This window comes from Streptomyces sp. SID5469, from assembly GCF_009862865.1.
Classification (GTDB): domain Bacteria; phylum Actinomycetota; class Actinomycetes; order Streptomycetales; family Streptomycetaceae; genus Streptomyces; species Streptomyces avermitilis.
Genome location: NZ_WWIN01000001.1, coordinates 5,442,420 through 5,459,112, shown reverse-complemented (window position 1 = coordinate 5,459,112; position 16,693 = coordinate 5,442,420). Strand labels below are relative to the sequence as shown.

Below are 16,693 nucleotides of genomic sequence, written 5' to 3'. Positions count from 1 at the left end.
GAGGCCTGGACGTGGCACGCCGAGTGGGGATCTACACCCGCATCTCGCGGGACGACGAGGGCGATGCGCTGGGTGTAGCCCGCCAGCACCGAGACTGCGAGCGACTTGCAGATCTCCGTTCCTGGCAGGCCGTGAAGGTCTATGAGGACAACGACGTATCGGCCTACAAGCGCCACGTCGTACGCGAGCAGTTCGAACTGATGCTGAGCGACCTAGGCGCCGGCCTCATCGACGGCATCGTGGCGTACGACCTAGACAGGCTCGCGCGGCAGCCGCGAGACCTCGAGCGGCTGATCGAGATCTTCGATGAGCGCCCACGGCTGGAGTTCGCGACGGTCACCAACGACGTCAACCTCGGAACGCCGGACGGCCGCACCATGTCGCGCATCATGGTCGCCTTCGCCAACAAGTCGTCGCACGATGCCTCGCGCCGCATCAAGCGCAAGCATCTGGAGTTGGCCCAGCAAGGCAAGGACAGCGGCGGACCGGCACCCTACGGATGGCTCAAGGAAGACCGAAGCAAGGTCGACCCGAAAGCAGCCGCAGCCATCCGGGAGGCCCAGCGCGAAATCCTTGCCGGCGTTCGCATCGGCACGATCCGTACGCGCTGGCAGGAGCAGGGCCTGGGCAACCCCCGCGCAGGTACCAAGCGGATGGCTCACCACCACGTCGAGCACATCCTCACGAGCCCACGACTGGTCGGATACCGGACCTATCACGGCGAGGTCCTGAACGACGAGGACGGCCGACCCGTCATGGGCGAGTGGGAAGCGATCAACACGCTCGAAGAATGGGAAGCGGTGTGCGCCGCAGTTGCCGAGCGAAAGCAGAAGCAGCCCGGCAGGTCGCTCGCCCGGAAGTACATGCTGTCGGGTATCGCGCGCTGCGGCCTGTGCAAGACGAAGATCCGAGGCCAGATCAACCAACGTTGGCAGCCAGGTTCCAAAGCGACGAAGTTCACCTATCAGTGCTCAGTCGTCAATGGCGGCTGCGGGAAGGTGGGACGCGTCGGGGAACCAGTAGACAGGCTGATAGCCGAACTCGCACTCGAAGAGCAGCGGGCGAGAGCAGCGGCCACAACCGTTCCGATTGACCAACGGTGGTCACGGAATGCCGAATTGGAGCAGGTCAACGACGACATCACCCAGCTAGTGAACGCCGAGCGGTCGAAGCAGATCACTGTGACCACGCTCTTGCAGCTCCTTCCCGGAAAGGAGCGACAGCGCGATGAACTGAAGTTGGAGCGCGCCCGGTTCTACAAGGAACTGAAGCAGTCCGAGGCCAAGGGCGACGCTGCGAACCTGACTCTGGACGAGTTCTTCGGTCTGCCGATCGAACGGCAGCAGGAGATTGTGCTGCACAGACTGTCAGCCGTGATCATCCACCCAGCAGGCAAAGGCCGGCGAAGGTTCGACCCCAGCCTCATCGAGCCTGTGTGGCGCTGACGATCACGCACGCCCTTGCAAGACGAGCGCACGGCGCACCCATTCCTCGTCACGCTCAGGTGCACGGCGAAGATGCATCTTGATCCACTCGTCCGTGGTCATCCCCTTCTTGTCCCCATCCTTCGGGGATTTCGGCCTCGGTCGTGTCTCCCAACTCCGTGGGGGCGTCAGGGGCTTCGCCGATGCTCGTAAACTCATGACGTGGCATTCATGAGCACCCCGCACTGCTGCTTCCTGTGACAGGAAGGCGCTGAGGGCGATGCCGGACGGCGTCGCCCTCCTTGGTGTGCCTGCTGCGTGAATCACGTTCCCGACACTGCTCGTTCCTTCCTGAGGCAGTGACGCTCTGAGCGCGCGTGCAGGCACGGTCTCTTCCCTTCGCCCTTGCCAGGAGTGCCTCGTGCCCGTGTCGCTTCCCCCTGCCCTCGCACTGTCCCTCGACCTGCTGTGTTGCCCGACGTGCCGCACGCGCCATCTGTACCTCCTCCGCGGCGCACTGCGCTGTCCGGTCGGCCACACCTTCGACATCGCCCGCCACGGCTACGCCGGCCTGCTGACGGGCACACGCGCCACCAGCGGCGATGACACAGCCATGGTCCAGGCCCGGAGCCGGTTCCTGTCCACCGGCACCTACGCGCCCATCCGCAACGTCGGGGCCCGCCTGGCGATCGATACCGCGCCTGAGCAGGCCACGATTGTGGACGTGGGATGCGGCACGGGCTACTACCTGGCCGGCGTACTCGACCGGCTGCCCGGCGCCCGTGGTCTGGGTCTGGACACATCGGTGCGCGCGCTGCGCTCGGCAGCCCGTGCCCACGACCGAGGCGCCGCGGTGGCCTGGGACGTCTTCCGTCCCTTCCCGCTGGCCGACGGGGTGGCCGATGTCGTGCTGGACGTGTTCGCCCCGCGCAACCCGGCCGAGTTCCACCGCGTGCTGCGCCCGACCGGCCGGTTGATCGTGGTCCGTCCCACCGGACGGCACCTGGCCGAGCTGCGCGACCGGCTGCCTGCGATGGTCACGATCGACCCGGCCAAGGAACAGCGCCTGCACCAGGCGCTGGACCCCTTCTTCGAGGCCGCCGTCACCGAAGAGGTGGAATACCCCGCGACCTTGTCCAGGCAGGATGCCCTGGACCTGGTGGCGATGACGCCGAGCGCCCGCCATGTGAGCCGTGCAGACCTCGACGATGACGGCTTCCTGTCCGACCAGGTCACCGTCTCCGTGCTGGCCACCGCCTACCAGCCTCGGTGACCACGAGCGGGCGCATGCGCCTGCTGACTGACGAACAGTGGGCTCGCCTGGTGCCCTGCCTTCCCCACAACACGGGGAAGGCAGGGTGTCCGTTCGCCGATCACCGGCGCATCGTCGAAGGGATCATCTACCGGTACCGCACCGCAATCCCCTGGAGAGATCTGCCCCGCGAAGCGTTCGGTCCATGGCAGACGGTGTCGAAGCGCCCTCGCAGGTGGGCAGCGGACGGCACCTGGGACACGGTTCTGGCGCAGCTGACCGCCCAGGCGGACTCGATCCACAGAGTCGACTGGACGGTCTCGGTCGACTCGACGATCAACCGGGCCCACCAGCACGCCACGAACACGGTCCGGCCGGAGAAGGACACCGGCGCCGCCACCTGCCGCAGCAAGACCGAAGTTCCTGCCACCAGGAGTGAGCCGGCGGGCCACGCCATAGGCCGGTCCCGCGGGGGCCTGACGACCAAAATCCATCACGCCGTGGACGGCAACGGCCGCCCGCTGGCCGTCGTAGTCACTCCGGGCCAGGTCCACGACGCGCAGGTCCTGCCCCTTCTGCTGGGCGACATCCGGGTTCCGCGACTCGGCCGCGGCAGGCCGCGCACTACACCGGACGCCCTGCTCGCAGACAAGGCGTACTCCTCGAAGCAGGTCCGCGCGGACCTCGCGGCCCGTGGCATCCGCACCGTGATCCCTGAACGCGCCGATCAGCAGGCCAACCGCAAGAGAAAGGGCTGCAGCGGCGGACGCCTCCCGCGCTATGGACACCGAGACCTACAAGCGTAGGAACCTCGTGGAACGATCTTTCAACCTGCTCAAGCAGTGGCGGGGCCTGGCCACCCGATATGACACTCGTGATCGTCTATCGCTCTGCAGCCGTACTGGCGGCCGTCATCACCTGGCTACGAAGTTGAGAGACACGGCCCAGCCGCCGCACCCGAGATGCACACCACCAGCCCGCACAGTGGGCCGGCGCCGGGCTCGGGACTCGGGGCTTCGCTCCTGCCTTCGGCCCGCGCCGCCCCGGCCCCGGCCCCGCGCCACCACATGCCCCAAGGTGATCGCCGATTCAGGCACTGGGCACCAGGGCCGATGCACCGGACCGAACCTGATTCCACACCCGTCCCACATGCCAGACCGCATCTGATAGAGCGCCGTCGCATGGCAGGCAGCAGGGGGTGCGCGTACAGACTGCCTGGGGCGACGGTGGACGGGGCAAGTGGTGGGACGGGGCAAGTGGTGGGACGGGAGTGATATTCGACCCGCGGTAACTAAGAGTGCAGAGATAGGCACTTATCGCTACCGGGCACTGAGGCCCCCGTAGCGTCATCTCAGGGTCTCTGACCAGCGGAAACATCGGGCGGGTAGCCGCTACCAGTGCCTGAATACCGCCAGGAACGGCTAGGAACCGCTAGGGCCGACTAGAGCTAGCCGGGGCTAGGGTAGATATAGTGGCCAAGCAAACTGGGTTGGCCAAGCGCGTTTGACCAAATGAGTTTGGTCAAATAACCCAGACTCCAAGCCCTCCAGCACGGAGGCCCGGCCCTGGTGGCTAGACCAGGCCCGGGCCCGTGCATGGAGTTATCGAAGCGGGTCCGGCCGAGTATCAGACGGTCGGGCCCGTTTCGCTTGGGCCCTGTCTTCCGGCACCACCTCGCTGCGCGGCACTACCGCGCGAGCTGCTCCACACAGCCTGCGAGCGCCGAGATTGCCGTGAGGATCGCGATCAAGATCTCGGCCTTGGTGGGGCCCCGTCCAGGATCACGGTCCGGCTCTTCCGGCTTTCGCAGATCTGCCATGTCACACTTCCAGTCCGGTCGTGCGAACCCCTGGCTAGAGGGGCCTTCGGCTCTTAGGTCCGAAGCTCGGGATGGACCGGAAGTGGACGGCAGAAGCATATCGGTTGGCACTGACACTCGTGGGGTCACCACATGCAGTGCCGAACGCACGATCGAACCTAGATGGCCTCCTTAGAAGGCGTCACGGGCTCGCCAGACTTCCGTACTACGGGCAAGACACTCCACGGGAAGTTGATCCACTCATCCGTGCGCTTCCACACGTACTCGCACTTCACGAGGGAGTGGGACTTCTCATAGATCACGGCGCTGCGGACCTCGGCGACGGCGTCGACGCAGAAGTCGCGCACGAGCTTCAGCGTCTTCCCGGTGTCGGCCACGTCGTCCGTGATCAGCACCTTCTTGTCGGAGAAGTCGATGGCGTTGGGGACGGGAGCGAGCATCACCGGCATCTCCAGCGTCGTCCCCACCCCCGTGTAGAACTCCACGTTCACCAGGTGGATGTTCTTGCAGTCCAGGGCGTAGGCGAGCCCGCCGGCGACGAACACCCCGCCCCGGGCGATGCTGAGCACTATGTCGGGCTCGTACCCGTCGTCGGCGATGGCCTGGGCCAGCTCACGGACAGCGGTGCCGAACCGCTCGTAGGTGAGGTTCTCGCGTACGTCACTCATGGCGTTCTCGACGCTCCCGCTCACACCTGGGTCCGATGGAAGTTGAGGAAGGACCGGGAGGCGGTGGGTCCGCGCTGCCCCTGGTAGCGGGAACCGTAGCGGTCACTGCCGTAGGGGAACTCGGCGGGCGAGCTGAGCCGGAACATGCACAGCTGCCCGATCTTCATGCCCGGCCAGAGCTTGATCGGAAGGGTGGCGAGGTTGGAGAGCTCGAGCGTGACGTGCCCGGAGAACCCGGGATCGATGAACCCGGCGGTGGAGTGGGTGACCAGCCCGAGCCGCCCGAGGGAACTCTTCCCCTCCAGCCGGGACGCGAGGTCGTCGGGGAGGGAGATGACCTCGTAGGTACTGGCGAGGACGAACTCCCCGGGATGAAGGATGAACGGCTCGTCGCCCTCGGGCTCGACGAGACGCGTCAGATCGGCCTGCTCGACGGAAGGGTCGATATGCGGATAGCGGTGATTCTCGAACACCCGGAAGTAGCGGTCGAGCCGCACATCGATGCTCGAGGGCTGCACCATGGATTCGTCGTACGGGTCGATACGGACCCGTCCGGCGTCGATCTCGGCCCGGATGTCCTTGTCTGAGAGAAGCACGTCCCGAGGATACGCAAGGCGCGCGGACCGGCCACAATCGTGACGACCCGCGCGCCCTGTTCTCTCTGCCGCTGCTACCGCTGCTGCCTCTCCAGGGCGACCGGCACGGCGTGCCGCATCCGCGCGCAGCGCGGACACCGGATGAGCCGGCCGGGGCCGAGCCTGTCGGCCTTCTGCATCGGGAACGAAGCGGTGCTGAACACGTGCCCCTCGGCACAACGGACGACGGTGCGCTCCATCAAGTCCTCAGAGTCCCTTCCCCAAGAGCCTTCGTCTCACTGACGTGACTGACGACGAAAGCCACATTACGGGATCAAAAGGATGGCTCTCCAAGCGGCACTCCGCCCCCGCCCAAGCCCTCTTCAGCACCTCCACCGTACGCCCCAACTCCGGCCCCCCGCAGCCGCGTCCACCACCCGGAACGCGCACCGACCCCATGGCTTCAGCGCCAGGGGCCGGGCATGAGGTACAGTGAGCGAGCATTCAGACACCGGCTCAACCGGCGTCTTACGCGGGTGTAGTTTAATGGTAGAACATGAGCTTCCCAAGCTCAGAGCGCGAGTTCGATTCTCGTCACCCGCTCCACAACGAAGGCCCAGGTCGCAGACCCGGGCCTTTTTGCTGTCCGCTGTGATCACTCGTCGCGTGCCGGACGAATGCGGGAGGACCAGTCGCCGGACGTCACCAGGAACCCGGTTGCCGTGCGCGTACGTGCCCTCGTCCTCCGTGCGGCCTGGATCGCCTTTGCGAGGCGCCGGGGTCCAAGGCAGGCTTTGTCCGTCGCGACGGCATGGGGACCAGCACCCGCCCGTCGGCAAACAGACGCCGAGCGGGTGCGGCCGTCGGCCCGGTCGACTCGGCTGGGCCTTGTGTCAGGCGGCGGTGAAGGGCCTCGGCGGCTCGCTCGTGATCACCTTGTCGGCACTCACGCGTTCGTCAGATCCTTCGCCTCGGCGTAGTGGCGGCCCTTCGGCAGGGCCGTCTTGGCCGTCAGTCCTCGGGACTGCCACGCGTTGTCGCGGAGCTTGAACAGAGCCCAGTAGCGGGTGGGGCACAGGAGCACGATGTTCATGAACACGGCCGTCGGGGTTCCGACGAGCCACGAGCGCCACCGCTGGCGCGTGGTCATGTCCGGCCGCATGAGTACGTACAGACCCGACTGGCCGTACCGGACCACGAGGTAGACCCCGAGGTAGACCAGGGCCACGCCGGGGTTGTGGTACCGGCCGCCCAGGGTCATCAGCGTCATCACGAGTGTCCAGGCCAGCATCACAGGGGTGATGACGAGCTGGAGCAGACCGAAGGTCGGCGAGATGAGTTGCTTCAGGGACAGCCGGGAGTAGACGAACGGCAGCATCCACCACCATGACCGGGCCCAGCGCAGGCGCTGCCGGTAGGTCTTCTTCAGCGTGGTCGGCATGTCAGTGATCACGCCGGCCTCGTTGACGGCCACGACCTCACCGCGCATGAGGGCCCGCAGCGCCAGCCAACGGTCGTCGCCCGTTCCGCACTCCACCTCGTAGGCATCCAGGTGGTCGTAGAGCAGCTCGGCCCGGTAGAGAGCGAGTGCGCCCGACGTGGTCTCCAGCGCTCCGAGCATGGAGCGCGAGGACCGCATCATCACGCACGAGGTACCGATGTCGATGTCCGCAGCCCTGGAGACCCAGGTCTCCTCGAAGTTGCGGATGTAGATCATCCCCGTGGTGGCCTGGATCTTCGGATTGCTCATGGCCCGGAGCTGCTGCTCCAGTGCATCCGGGAAAGGCTCGCCGTCCGAGTCGATGGTGAGAACGAAGTCGAAGTGCTTGCCCTCCGCCTGAAGGTGGCGGAGCACCGTGACCTGCGCTCCGCGCTTGCCCTTGTTCTCCTGCCGGTGCCAGAAGACCCGGGGGTGTTCGAAGGGCTCCACGGGGTGTTGCTTCGAGCCGTCGTCGATCACGTGGATCTCGTCGATCGGATGCGTCTGGGCCAGCAGCGACCACACCGTTCGGTGCAGGTTGTCCGTGGGCTCCTCGAAGGCGGGGATGATGGCCACCGTTCGACCGGGGGCCACGGGCAGGTGCGTGAAGGACCGGCCCTTCAGGAAAGAGACCAGGCAGAGCACGATCACCATCGTGCCCAGCCACCAGTAGAACGTCAGGATCGGGCTCTTCGACTGGAGGTGCACCACCACGGTGGCAGCGGCCAGAGCCGCCACCACCACAGCGGTCACCACGGTGAATCGGGCCCGTGATGAAGTGCTCAAGCGATCACTCGCTTACCGCGGGTCGCCAGGCGGAAGACCGCCACGCCGCTGACCACAAGGAGCATGGCCCCCAGCACGATCCAGCCCAGAGCCGTGCCGCCCGTGGCGGCCAACGCCGCTCCCCCGGTGGCCGTACCGATCGCGGCACCCACACCATTCTGTCCGTACATGTTTACCTCTTTCCCGAGCGTCAAAGACGCCCGATGTCGTCGCGGGCCGGCATGGCACCGCGTATGACCGGCACATGGGCCGCCTCGTCGGCGACCTCCGTGACGTCGTACACGTCGTGGGCCGTCAGCGGCCCCACGGCGCCCTGGATCTCGGCCGGGACGGGATCTCGCTCCCTCATCCCCACGGCGTTGGTCCCTCTGTGCTCTACAGCCGCTCGACGTGCGGGGCTGTCGCCATGACGCCACGGGTGTCGAGCACGTATGCGGCCTCGGCGGCGAGCTGAGTGAGGTCGAACTCGCCATGCGGGGTGAGCAGGACCACCGCATCGAAGTCGGCGACGCTCGTGCCGTCCTCCACAGCGGCGAAGGGGATCTCCCTGGAGCCGCCGTCCGACAAGTAGGGGTCTACGACGGTGACGTCCGCGCCCATGGTGCGCAGCCGGTCGATGACCTGGACGGCCGGCGACTGGCGGGCGTCCGCGGTTCCCGGCTTGTATGCGGCACCCAGGGCGAGAATGCGAGCACCGTGGACGCTGCGGCGAAAGCGACGGCTGAGCGAGTCCTGCAAGCGACGCACCACATAGTCGGGCTGACTTTCGTTGATGTCCTGAGCCAGCTCGATGAGCCGGAAGGTCTGCCCGTGCCGTGCCTTGACGTGGTGGCTGAGGTAGACAGGGTCGATGGGCAGGCAGTGTCCGCCGACGCCCGGTCCAGGCAGGAACTTGGTGAACCCGAACGGCTTGGTCGCGGCCAACTCCAGGGTGTGCCACACGTCCACGCCAAGTGTGTGAGCCATCCGCGAGAGTTCATTGACAAGCGCGATGTTGACGTGCCGGTAGGTGTTCTCGAACACCTTGGCCAGCTCGGCCTCTTCCAGCCCCGAGGCCGGGACGGTGACTTCGGTGACCGAGTCGTAGAAGGCCTTCACCTGCCGCAGGCAGGCATCCGTGAGCCCGGCGACGATCTTGGGCGTGTTCTCCAGCCGCCAGTCGGCGTTGCCGGGATCGATGCGCTCGGGGCTGAAGCCGACATGGAAGTCCTGCCCGGCGACCAGGCCCGAGCCCTCCTCCAGCAGGGGGATGAGCAAGTCACGGGTGGTGCCCGGATGCGTAGTCGACTCAAGCACCACGGTGGCGCCCGGCTCCAGCCACTCGGCCAGTACGCCGCCGGCTTCTCGTACGCAGCTGAGATCCGGGGCACGGTCGGTCAGCGGGGTCGGCACGGTGATGACCGCAACGTCGAAGCCCTTGAGGTCCTTCGGATCCGAGCTGGCGGTGTAGGCGCCCGAACGCAGCACTCGCTGGAGCCGCGTGGATTCGATGTCCTCGATGTAGGACGATCCGGCGGCCAGCTGCTCGCAACGCTTCCGGTCCGGTTCGTAGCCGGTCACGGTGTGTCCGGCCTCGGCGGCCCTCAGGGCCAGGGGCAGGCCGACATAGCCCTGCCCGAGCACGCAAACGTGCATGGTGGTTTCCTCCCCTTCAGCCAGTCCGCGAACAAGCGCGAACTGGAAAACGGCGCCCCTGAAATGCGAGCTGCCTGTTCCTGAAGCAGGCAGCTCGCGGCGTCGGGTACTGCATAGAGCGGTGTGGGAGCGTCGCGCTGAACCCCCGTCGGGTTGCAGCAAACGCCTACGTCGAACCATCACCGCGTCACCGGCCTTGTCCAGACCCCTGCCTGAACGTGCACGTACGACGGCCAGCGATCTTCACAAACTCCCCTCATTTGTGGATCTTAAGAATTCAACAAAGATTCGCTAGGCGGAACCCCTCTTTACCAATTCGAAACCTGCGGATCGCCTCCGAGTCCGTCCGACGGCGGGGTGTCACGCCGTCAAGCCGCTGCCAACCAGGGCACATCACGGTGCCCACGCCCCGGCCTCGCTCGCGAAGCCGGGGCATCTCAGGGCATCTTCAGCGAAGGTCAATCGCTTCCGGCCGCCAGCCGCTGACGCCCCGACGCGCCTGGAAAGATCTTCACAACTTGCTCCGTTTCCCTGATGGTCAGGGCTTCAAGGATTTGCCCGCCAAGCGGGAGGGACGTTTCCAGATCGCGACATCAAGGCCGATGCACTCGCGAAGAGCATTCGCTTCCGGGATCCGCGATCCACGCGTACGACAGCGTGCGGTCGTAGGTGAAGGTGCCGCCCTCGTCCCAGTAGAAGACGGGTCGCCGGGTTCCTGGGCCCGTGGCCCGCATGCGCAGCTCGACCTGGGTGATCACCTCGGTCTGCGTGGTCTCGACTCATGACCGCGCCGGTCAGCGCCTCCACAAGTCGTCCAAGTTTCAGCCGGTGGCAGACATTCCGTGAGCGCTGGTCAGAGGCGCGCGGGAGCGCGAGGGCTCGTTCGACGAAGCGGGCGCGCTCTTGCGCCCTGTGTCGTGCCTCGGCGGCAGGCCGGCCAGGGCGCGCCCACACCTCGTCAGGACGCAACGGGCCAGGGCCGCTTGCGTCCACGCGGTCTCTCTTTCCACCCCCGCCCACTGCGGCGAAAGTAGCTCCTGCCACCGGGCGTCACACCCGCGACAACCTTCACAGCTGTACCTGCAGGGCAGCTGTCTGGGCCAGGGATGTGCCTTCGCCCGCTCGACTTCCATGCCGCAGGAGATCCCATGAAGCTGAGCAACGCCGTCCGCCGTACCTCCGCCGCCCTCGCCGTCGGCGCGATGTCCCTCGGACTGGTCACGGTCACCGGCGGGGCCGCGCAGGCCGCCGCCTCGTGCACCGGTGACGTGTCGATCTACGGCACGCTGTCGGACGGCCGGCTGACGTACACGCAGATCGAGCCGAACACCGGCGACCGCACCAAGACGCTCATCGGCCCGGCCCTCGGCTTCACACCGAAGGCCATGGCGACCCTCAACTTCAACACGGTCCTGGTCACCTCGACCACCGGCGACCTCTACCGCGTCGACGTGCAGACGAACAACACCTCGCTGACCGTGGCCGGCGTCGTGAAGATCTGGGACGGCGGCTGGACGTTCGACAAGATGGTGTACGACGGCGCAGGCCACCTCTACGGCACGGTCGAGGGCCAGCTCCACCAGTACGTCGTGTCCCAGGCCAAGCCTTCGGGTTCGGCGCACATCGGCCAGCACGTGGTGATCGACACCGGTTTCGTCCTCAAGACCCTCGCCGCGGCCGGCGACGACCGCATCATCGCCTCGACCTCGGGCGGCCAGCTGTACAGCTACAAGATCGACGGTGTGGGCGACTGGACGCGCGCCACGCTCAAGAGCGACGGCTGGTCCGCGGTCGACTCGCTCACCTCCCCCGGCGGTGGCCTGTACTACGGCCGTACCAACGGTGGCATGTACTGGTACCACGACGTCGACCCGACCGACGGTGACGGCTCCGACATCGCGTACCACTCCAGCGACCCGGTGGACGCCTCCGGCTGGACCCAGAGCCTGCTGTCGGCCTACGCGAACAACTGCGCCTACGTGCCCCCGGCGCCCTCCGCCACCACCGGCGAGAAGATAGCCAAGGTCGCCAACGCCCAGGTCGGCAAGGACTTCAACGACTTCGACTTCCACTACCCGGGTGCCTGGTGCGCCGAGTTCGTCCGTTACGTGTGGGCCAACGTGGGGGCCAAGACCAGCGGCGTGACCCCGGAGGCCGGCAGCCTCTACACCTACGGGCAGAACAACGGCACCCTGCACAGCACCCCGAAGGTCGGCGACGCCGTTGTCTACGGCTACAGCGGCGGCGGCAACGCCAACCACGTCAACCTGGTCGTCGCGGTCGACGGCGACTACGTCACCACGGTCGGCGGCAACGAGAGCGACATGGTGAAGAAGACCACCTACAACTGGAAGACCAACAACAACCCGCTGAACGCGGGCGACATCGCGGGCTTCACCTCCCCCGTCGACTGATCCCCTCTCTCCCCCGCTCCCGCCCCTGAGGGCCCCGCCGGTTACGGCGGGGCCCTCTCGTGTTCCGACCGTGCGGAGGACCGCCGGAATCCCGCGTCGACGGTGACCGTTTCGGGCGGGCGCCGTCACCTCCGACTTCGCCGCGGAGGCGAGCTGCTCGACGTACAGCCTCGCGGTCGCGGCCTGTGGCGGGGCGTACGGCGGCACGCACCGGCGGGCCTATGGCGGAACGCGCGGCGGAGCGCACAGCAGCCCTACGGCGTACAGGTCACCCTCGACGGCGTGGTCAACTCCGGCAACTCCCCGCAAAAAAGGGTGACGCCCCCTCGTGGAGGGGGCGTCACCCTTGTGCGGTGTCCTGGTTCTAGTACCAGTTGTTGGCCTGCCAGAAGGCCCACGCGTCGCACGGGGAGCCGTAGCGGCCGTCGATGTAGCTCAGGCCCCACTTGATCTGGGTGAGCGGGTTCTCTTTCCAGTCGTCGCCCGCGACGTCCATCTTGGAGGCGGGCAGGGACTGCGGGATGCCGTAGGCGCCCGAGGACGGGTTGGTCGCGTTCCAGCGCCAGTTGCTCTCGTGGTTCCAGAGCGTCTCCAAGCAGTTCCACTGCGCGGAGGTGGCCCAGGCGGAGTCCTTGTCGTTCATCAGCTGCCGGCCGGCGGCCTTGACCTCGGTGATGTTGTCGCGGTCGACCGTGTCCGCGGTGGTGGTGCAGGTATAGGTGCCCGGCTGCGCGGACAGCAGCTTCTGCGTCCAGCCGCTGGTGTTGACCGGGTCGTCGAGGTGGTACGAGATGTCGGCGCCGGAGCCGTCGGTCGGGTTGGCGTCCTTGTACCAGTACATGGCACCGGTGGCCAGACGGCCGTAGTAGAGGCCGCCGCCGGGCGAGACGAGCTGGTTGAAGCCGGACCAGCCGGAGGTCTTCAGGGCGTTGCTCTTCCAGGAACCCGCGCCGGCGATCGTGTAGTCGAGCAGCCTGCCGTCCTCGGTGGTGGCGCTGAGCCGGTCGTCGCCGGTGGCGGTGAGGGTCTTCAGCACGAACCCGGTGTCGATCTCGGTGCGCGCGCCGATGTGCTGGGAGCCGGCGGGCTTGTCCTCGGTCACGTTGTAGCGCAGCAGCAGACCGGCGGCGGTGGTGCCGTAGAGGTGGCCGTGACCGTCGTAGGTGAGCTTGTCGTGGGTCCAGCCGCTGTCGGCTATCTTCACCGGCGCGTTCAGCAGGGCGAGGTTGCTGCTGTTGGTCTTGACGTCGACGCGGTAGAGGGCGCCGGAGGTCGAGGTCACCAGAATGGTGTTGAAGTTGAGGGTCGCCATGGCCTTCGGCTCGAAGCCGAGATCCGGTCCGACGAGCACCTTGGCGAGGTTTCCGGTGGCCGGGTTGATGGTGCTGAACGTCAGTCTGCCGTCGTCGAGCACGCCGTAGATGTTCACGCCGCCCGAGCAGGTGGTGGCCGCCTCGGCCGTGGTGGCGGTCGCCGTGAGCAGCCCGGCGCTCAGTGCGCCGGCGGTCAGCAGGCCCGCGATTCCACGGCCGGTCTTCCGGATGTTCTTCACTTTTCGTTCCCCCTGGGGTGGTTACGGTCAGGCAAGCGGGCGTCGAACGGTGGGTCGCCGGCGTGACCCGAAGGCATGGCGAAGGCGCGGCCGATCACCTGTGGGCGGCCGCTGCGCAACGGGCGGCTCACTGCCGGCCGGCCTCCGCCGGGGCGAGCTGCCGGCCGGCGTCCGCCGGGGCGATCTGCCAGCCGGCGTCGGCGAGAACGGAGGAGGCCGGAACCGCGTCCGCCTCGGACGGGAACGCGAGAGCCGGGGCGGCGAGAGACGCCACGACGACGAGGGAGGCGACCGCGGCGGCCTGGGCGATTCGGGTGCGAGGCATGACTGTTTCCGTCCTTCCGGGGTGAGCTGCGGTGTCCGGTCTGCCGTCGCGCCCCGCGGTGACGCTCGGCCTGGCCGGTGCCCCATAGGTTCGTCGCGGCTCAGGCCCGTGAAAAGGGTTCACGGATGGACGGAAAGGGCCTTGGACTGATGAGTCCACCGGCCGCGCCGCACCGGAAGGGATGCTCGTCCCCCGCCCCATGACGAAGGCCCAGGTCATCGACCTGGGCCTGGTGCGTGCCCCTGGGGGCGCCGCGGTCCCCTACGGGGCGTTGATCAGGTCGTGCGGCGGCACGGTCACGGTACGGGCGCCCGGCGTACCGCCCAGGACGACCTTGCGCAACGCGACGTTGTTGTTCAGGTTGGTCTCCTGGAGCCGCTTCTCGGGGTTGGCGATCACCTGGATGTAGTACGTGCCGTTCGGCAGGCCGGTGATGTCGAAGGACTGGCCGGGACGGTACTGGGTGTACGTGTCGCCGGAGCCGACGTCGAGGACCTCACGGACGGAGATCGAGTTCTGCTCGCCGCAGGCGGTCGACAGATCGGTGTTGTTCGGGTGCCAGTTGGCGTTCTTCACCGTGTAGTCGATGGCGTCGGTGTTGGCCAGGCAGAACGCCTCCTTGCCGCTGCGCACCTGCTTGGTCTGGTCCGCGCTCAGCAGCCGGTAGCTCGCGAAGTCCGTGAAGTGCCAGTGCTCGTGGCCCTCCCGCGGGTCCCACTGCATGGTGCCGGTGGGCGTGTACCCGACCTGCTTGCCCTTCGCGTCGTAGAAGTACTGGTACGCGTCCATCAGGTCCTTGCCGGGGCTGCGGAAGCCGTCCACGACGAGCGGGGCGGGGCCCGCGTTCCAGACGTTCGCGCTGAAGGCGAGGTAGTCCTTGCCGGGTACGTCCCCGTCCTCGCCGTCGGTGATGGCGATGCCCCAGGCCGGCAGCGAACGCAGGTCCGGCTTCGGCACGTTCGCCGGGACGCCCGCACGGCCGGTGGGCCGCTTGGCGGCCGGCTTCAGCGCGGGCGCGATGCGCGAGCCGTCGGTGTGCCCGCGGCCGTCGCCCAGGTGGTGTGCCGTGCCGCGGTCCTCCAGCGCGTGGGAGAGCGCGGGCGGCGTGGGGTCGTCGGCGCCACGGGGACCGTAGTGGTGGGCGGAGTGCGCGGAGTGCCCGGAGTGCGCGCCACCGTGGTGGGCGGAGGACCGCGAGGAGGTCATCCCCTCTCCGCCCCCGTCACTCTGCTCCCGTACCGTCACCTTGATGGTCGGCTGGTCATTGGGGATGCCGAACAGGTCGCGGTACTTCTTGGCCACCGACACCTTGGCCGTGTACTCGCCCGTCGGCAGGTCCACCGGCGTGTCGTAGTCGACGGTGCTGGAGTTGGACGCCCATCCCTTCTCGACGCCCCACACCGAGCCCAGCGTGAACGGATTGGTGGCGCAGCTCTCCGGATAGTGCGAGGTCGCCGGGGCGTCCGGACGCAGGCGCCCGGAGGCGTTGTTGGGGCAGAAGGTCCCCTTGCTCTTCGACACCACCGCACCGGCCGCGTTCTTGACCGACACCTCGAGAAAGCCGGGCAGACCGGAGAAGTCCTTCACCAGTCCGGCGGGCAGTGCCTTCTTCTGCGTGCTCGTTCCGTTGCGGATGATCTGCTGGGCGACGACAGGGTCCTTGTACGACTTCCGCGTCACCTTGAACTCCAGCGGCGCGCCGTCGACCGTGACATACGTCCCGAGGTCCAGATAGACCCCGGGCTCCCCCTCCCAGCGCTCGAGCGTCACGGAGTTCGACGCGGCGATCAGCTTGAGCTTCGGCTTCGCGGCCGTGCTCGCCGCCCCGGCTCCGGGAGCGGCCCCGGCCCCGGCGACGGCGACGGTGAGCGCGGCTCCGGCGGCGAGCGCCACACGTCTCGGGCGGCTGCGGTGTTTCTGACTGGTCATCGGTTCCTCGTCTGCGAGTGCCATGGTCAAGTGGCATCGGACTGGACAGCCCACGACCGGCCGACGTTACGGACGCGCCCCCACGCGCCGAGGCCGGTTCTGTGAGCAATCTGTGAGACCGACAAACCTGTTGTCCGGGTTGCCTGTTGAGGAAGAAATTCGTTCCCGCACCGCTTGTGGGGGCGTCGTGCCCACAGGGGTCCCCTTGAGAGCGGACAAAGAGCGGACGAGCACATGCGAAACCCCCAGGTCGATGACCTGGGGGTGCGTTGTTTCCGGGATGTGGCCGGATCTGCGACGAATGCTCAGTGCTTGACCTTGGCGCAGGTGAGTGTCGTCTTCCCTGTCTTGACGACCCACTTGCTCCCGCTGAGACCGCCGATGTCGAACCTTCCCGACTTGTCCGTAGAGACAGTGCCCGAGGCGGACCCCGAGTAGGTCACCTTCTGGCCGCCGGTGAATCCCACACCCCAGAGGTGGTACTTGCCGTTCGACTCCCTTTCGACGTGGCACGTCGCGCGGGACGCGGCACCGGGTGCGGTGGTGGTCGACGCGTACGCGGCAGCCGCGGGGCCCAGCCCGAGCGCGGGGACGACCAGGAACGTGAGTGCTGCGAGACGACGTGTCCGGTTCATCGTTCTACCTTCCTTGGGCGCTACCGGTGCGGCCGGTGAGGCGTGACGACGCCGTCACCTGCGGCATCGGCCGCACAGGACACCGATACGGGAAAGCCTCGCGCCGTCACGCGGTGCGCACATCACCCCACATGGGCCGTACGTCCCGTTTTTCGCCGGGGCGTTTCCCGTGAGATGTGACGCGGCTGCTTTTATCGTA

General features: G+C 67.3%; 15 protein-coding genes, 1 tRNA gene and 1 pseudogene. 5 read left to right on the top strand and 12 right to left on the bottom strand.

Annotated features, from left to right (window positions below):
- Nucleotides 1–11: 11 nt before the first annotated feature.
- The 3 genes and pseudogenes from GTY58_RS23375 to GTY58_RS23365 all read left to right on the top strand — a co-directional run bounded on the left by GTY58_RS23375 (nucleotide 12) and on the right by GTY58_RS23365 (nucleotide 3,610).
- A complete protein-coding gene (locus GTY58_RS23375) occupies nucleotides 12–1,445 on the top strand; it encodes a recombinase family protein (protein ID WP_010985893.1) in 1,434 nt (477 codons plus the stop codon).
- A gap of 400 nt (nucleotides 1,446–1,845) precedes the next feature.
- Complete coding sequence (locus GTY58_RS23370; RefSeq protein WP_010985892.1) at nucleotides 1,846–2,697, top strand: methyltransferase domain-containing protein; 852 nt, start codon at nucleotides 1,846–1,848, stop codon at nucleotides 2,695–2,697.
- A gap of 14 nt (nucleotides 2,698–2,711) precedes the next feature.
- Nucleotides 2,712–3,610 (top strand): annotated as a pseudogene (locus GTY58_RS23365) (IS5 family transposase).
- 753 nt (nucleotides 3,611–4,363) lie between these two features.
- Here the strand turns inward: GTY58_RS23365 and GTY58_RS41380 are convergent.
- The 4 genes from GTY58_RS41380 to GTY58_RS39765 form a co-directional block, all read right to left on the bottom strand.
- A complete protein-coding gene (locus GTY58_RS41380; RefSeq protein ID WP_255253744.1) occupies nucleotides 4,364–4,495 on the bottom strand; it encodes a hypothetical protein in 132 nt (43 codons plus the stop codon).
- A 158-nt stretch (nucleotides 4,496–4,653) separates the two neighbouring features.
- A complete protein-coding gene (locus GTY58_RS23360) occupies nucleotides 4,654–5,163 on the bottom strand; it encodes a phosphoribosyltransferase (RefSeq protein ID WP_010985890.1) in 510 nt (169 codons plus the stop codon).
- 20 nt (nucleotides 5,164–5,183) lie between these two features.
- Entirely contained in the window at nucleotides 5,184–5,759 is a 576-nt protein-coding gene (gene dcd / locus GTY58_RS23355) for a dCTP deaminase (RefSeq protein ID WP_010985889.1), read from the bottom strand.
- Nucleotides 5,760–5,833: 74 nt separating this feature from the next.
- Nucleotides 5,834–6,001 carry a hypothetical protein gene (locus GTY58_RS39765; protein ID WP_154696732.1) on the bottom strand — a complete coding sequence of 56 codons (168 nt, stop codon included), beginning with the start codon at nucleotides 5,999–6,001 and terminating at the stop codon, nucleotides 5,834–5,836.
- A gap of 269 nt (nucleotides 6,002–6,270) precedes the next feature.
- On the opposite strand from GTY58_RS39765, the gene GTY58_RS23350 reads away from it, so the two are divergent.
- Nucleotides 6,271–6,344: transfer RNA gene (locus GTY58_RS23350), tRNA-Gly, on the top strand.
- A gap of 340 nt (nucleotides 6,345–6,684) precedes the next feature.
- Here the strand turns inward: GTY58_RS23350 and GTY58_RS23345 are convergent.
- The 4 genes from GTY58_RS23345 to GTY58_RS23330 are packed head-to-tail and all read right to left on the bottom strand — an operon-like array spanning nucleotide 6,685 to nucleotide 9,639.
- Nucleotides 6,685–7,971: a glycosyltransferase gene (locus tag GTY58_RS23345; protein WP_249374390.1), complete on the bottom strand. Its 1,287-nt coding sequence runs from the start codon at nucleotides 7,969–7,971 to the stop codon at nucleotides 6,685–6,687.
- A 29-nt stretch (nucleotides 7,972–8,000) separates the two neighbouring features.
- Complete coding sequence (locus GTY58_RS23340; protein WP_107082983.1) at nucleotides 8,001–8,174, bottom strand: peptidase; 174 nt, start codon at nucleotides 8,172–8,174, stop codon at nucleotides 8,001–8,003.
- 20 nt (nucleotides 8,175–8,194) lie between these two features.
- Nucleotides 8,195–8,353, bottom strand: a complete 159-nt coding sequence (locus tag GTY58_RS23335) for a hypothetical protein (protein WP_154696731.1) — start codon at nucleotides 8,351–8,353, stop codon at nucleotides 8,195–8,197.
- Between the two features lie 26 nt (nucleotides 8,354–8,379).
- Nucleotides 8,380–9,639: a nucleotide sugar dehydrogenase gene (locus GTY58_RS23330; protein WP_010985887.1), complete on the bottom strand. Its 1,260-nt coding sequence runs from the start codon at nucleotides 9,637–9,639 to the stop codon at nucleotides 8,380–8,382.
- Between the two features lie 1,148 nt (nucleotides 9,640–10,787).
- Here GTY58_RS23330 and GTY58_RS23325 point away from each other — a divergent pair.
- Nucleotides 10,788–12,053 (top strand): CHAP domain-containing protein, encoded by a 1,266-nt coding sequence (locus GTY58_RS23325; protein WP_042493444.1) that lies wholly within the window; start codon nucleotides 10,788–10,790, stop codon nucleotides 12,051–12,053.
- Between the two features lie 364 nt (nucleotides 12,054–12,417).
- Here the strand turns inward: GTY58_RS23325 and GTY58_RS23320 are convergent, their stop codons facing one another.
- The 4 genes from GTY58_RS23320 to GTY58_RS23305 form a co-directional block, all read right to left on the bottom strand.
- Nucleotides 12,418–13,605 (bottom strand): tachylectin-related carbohydrate-binding protein, encoded by a 1,188-nt coding sequence (locus tag GTY58_RS23320; RefSeq protein ID WP_010985885.1) that lies wholly within the window; start codon nucleotides 13,603–13,605, stop codon nucleotides 12,418–12,420.
- Nucleotides 13,606–13,732: 127 nt separating this feature from the next.
- The gene (locus GTY58_RS23315; protein WP_037649079.1) at nucleotides 13,733–13,930 is read right to left on the bottom strand and encodes a hypothetical protein; all 198 of its coding nucleotides are present in this window, start codon (nucleotides 13,928–13,930) and stop codon (nucleotides 13,733–13,735) included.
- A gap of 261 nt (nucleotides 13,931–14,191) precedes the next feature.
- Complete coding sequence (locus GTY58_RS23310) at nucleotides 14,192–15,859, bottom strand: lysyl oxidase family protein (RefSeq protein WP_237528878.1); 1,668 nt, start codon at nucleotides 15,857–15,859, stop codon at nucleotides 14,192–14,194.
- A gap of 305 nt (nucleotides 15,860–16,164) precedes the next feature.
- Nucleotides 16,165–16,494, bottom strand: coding sequence for a hypothetical protein (locus GTY58_RS23305; RefSeq protein ID WP_010985883.1), 330 nt, complete (start codon nucleotides 16,492–16,494; stop codon nucleotides 16,165–16,167).
- Nucleotides 16,495–16,693 lie beyond the last annotated feature (199 nt).